This window comes from bacterium (assembly GCA_040755795.1).
GTDB lineage: Bacteria > UBA9089 > CG2-30-40-21 > CG2-30-40-21 > SBAY01 > JBFLXS01.
Genome location: JBFLXS010000543.1, coordinates 1 through 2,306, shown reverse-complemented (window position 1 = coordinate 2,306; position 2,306 = coordinate 1). Strand labels below are relative to the sequence as shown.

Sequence of the window (2,306 nt, the reverse complement as noted above, 5' to 3'; positions counted from 1 at the left end):
AACCCTTCACTGCACCTGACTGCGAGGGGCTGCGCTGTTTTTCAAAGTTTTGCGTTTTATCAAAGTTTTATCTTGCTAACAAAGGTTGGTGGTAATCCTCCTCGCAGCAGGTGAGCTCTATCGTTAGACGCCATTGGTTGTTCAATGTTAGTATGAAAGATATGGGGAGGTAAAATAATGGCAAGACTTCAAACTGAGGTATCGAAGGCATTTTGGTGCAGGCTAATAGACAATGAGGCTGAATTTGAGGAAGCAAGAGTTGGAATAGGCAATGAGGAACCGAGATTTGTTTCTTGGTTTGATGAATTATTTAAAGGTGGAATTCTCCTTCAACAAGAAAAACCTTTAACCTTTCTTATCACTGGTCCACCAGGAAGTGGTAAAAGCACTCTTGCCTTAGAACTTTGTTATCGCCTGGCTACGGATAGAGATGAAGAAAATATACACTTTCAAAATGAAGTTTATTTGAGCAGGTTAAATACTCTATATATTTCTACCGACTCAGAATCTGACCAGCTTATAACAAATGCCAAATCATTTGGATGGAGAAATGTGGAGGATAGAATTAAAGATTTTCAAGGACCACCACAAGTCCCTATGGTAGCTATCTGGGGTAAAGATAAAATTAAGAAGTGGAAAGTTCTTTCTCAGGTAATTACAACTGCATTGAAGGCGCTCCAACAATGGGTAACCCCTCGTGGCATATTTGCTTGGGTTATCTCGTGGATTTTTCGGAGAAAATTTTCACCTGATATATTAGTAATTGATAGCCTAAATATCGTAGAGCCAGAAGATCGAGAAGAGTTTTTCCAGCAATTTCTAAGATCAGCATCTAAAAGGACAAAAATTATCATATTTGTTCTAGACGCGGCCTCTTCTGATAAAGAACATAAGTTTTGGGAGTATGTATGTGATATTGTAGTCCGATTAGATTATACATATTTACAAGAGTATTATATTAGAACGATAGAAATTCTTAAAGCTCGTTATCAAGAACCTATTTTAGGGAAGCACCAAGTGAAAATTTATTCAAAACCCAAAATACCACCAAGACCAGAACAAGGCTCAGATAGATATGAAGAAGAAATTTCTGATTATAACAGAAAACTCAAGCGTGATCACCCTTACAGAAAAGAAGGAGGAATATTTATCTTTCCTTCCATTCATTATTATCTATCAGTATATAAACGGCTTGCCCCTGAACGATCTCCCACATTAGTGAATACTCTCCCAGATAAACTTAATGAAACTCTTGGAGGATTACCAGAAGGACGATGTACAGCTTTTATTGGATGCCGTGGTGGACACAAAAGTCACTTAGGATACCTCCACCTTCTTCATAGAATCATTAATAACCCCAATGAGAGTGGATTAGTTGTTTCTCTTCGCGATGATGAGGAGATGACAAAAGAAACTATGAGAAAAATTTTAAATCAACAATTTAAGGAGGAGATAGAAGAGATAGGCTCAGAAAGGTTATTGGCAAATCTTGAATTTAACGATCAATTAGAAATTCTTTATTATCCTCCTGGTTATATAACCCCAGAGGAGTTTTTTCATAGAATGTTCATAAGCCTCCATCGGCTTATGAGAAGGAACCAAAAATTATCTGTATTATTCAACAGCCTTGATCAATTGGCTGCAAGATTCCCTCTCTGTGCCAAGCAAGAGATATTCGTTCCTGGTATGATTGAATCTCTTTCAGGGGAAGGAATTACTAGTATCTTTATAGCAGTAGAGGAACCTGGCCAACCTGCTGAACAATATGGGTTACTTCCCATGGCTGATCTTATTCTTTCTTTTCACCTGCATCGATTCCCATTTGAAGATTACAAAAAACATCTTAAAGAAACATGGGAGATTGACGAGGATAAAGCAAATAGAATTTCCGAAGAATCAAAAGATACCAAGCGAGAGGAGATAGTTCTTCAAGTCGTCAGATTTGCTGGCGGACAAAGAGCTGGTGCAAAAGGATTGCTTGAGTTAGTAGATGAAGATAAGATAGATGAGTCTTTATATCCTAACGGAGCAGGCTTATATTTTACTCGGTTAAGTCCAAAATTTTCGCAAGGGGAATTTGTAAGAAAACAAGAAAAAGGAGAAGGATAAATTTGTTGAGAGAAAAAGACCAGCAGCGTATAAGGATTTATCGTTAGGGTCAAACCGTGAATGTGGAATACACAATAATTCGGTGAGGCAGAGGAAAAGGAAAAGACAGCGAATCAAAGCTTTTGTCTAACCCTGCGTTGCAGTTGACGGCGGGGGACTGTGCCGTGGTCAGAGTTTTGTGGTCTCTCAAAGTTTTA

At 38.2% G+C, this 2,306-nt stretch carries 1 protein-coding gene; it reads left to right on the top strand.

The window, feature by feature from the left end; all coding sequences use genetic code 11:
• Positions 1 to 177: 177 nt before the first annotated feature.
• Positions 178 to 2,109 carry an ATPase domain-containing protein gene (locus AB1414_19455; GenBank protein ID MEW6609590.1) on the top strand — a complete coding sequence of 644 codons (1,932 nt, stop codon included), beginning with the start codon at positions 178 to 180 and terminating at the stop codon, positions 2,107 to 2,109.
• Positions 2,110 to 2,306: the final 197 nt, after the last annotated feature.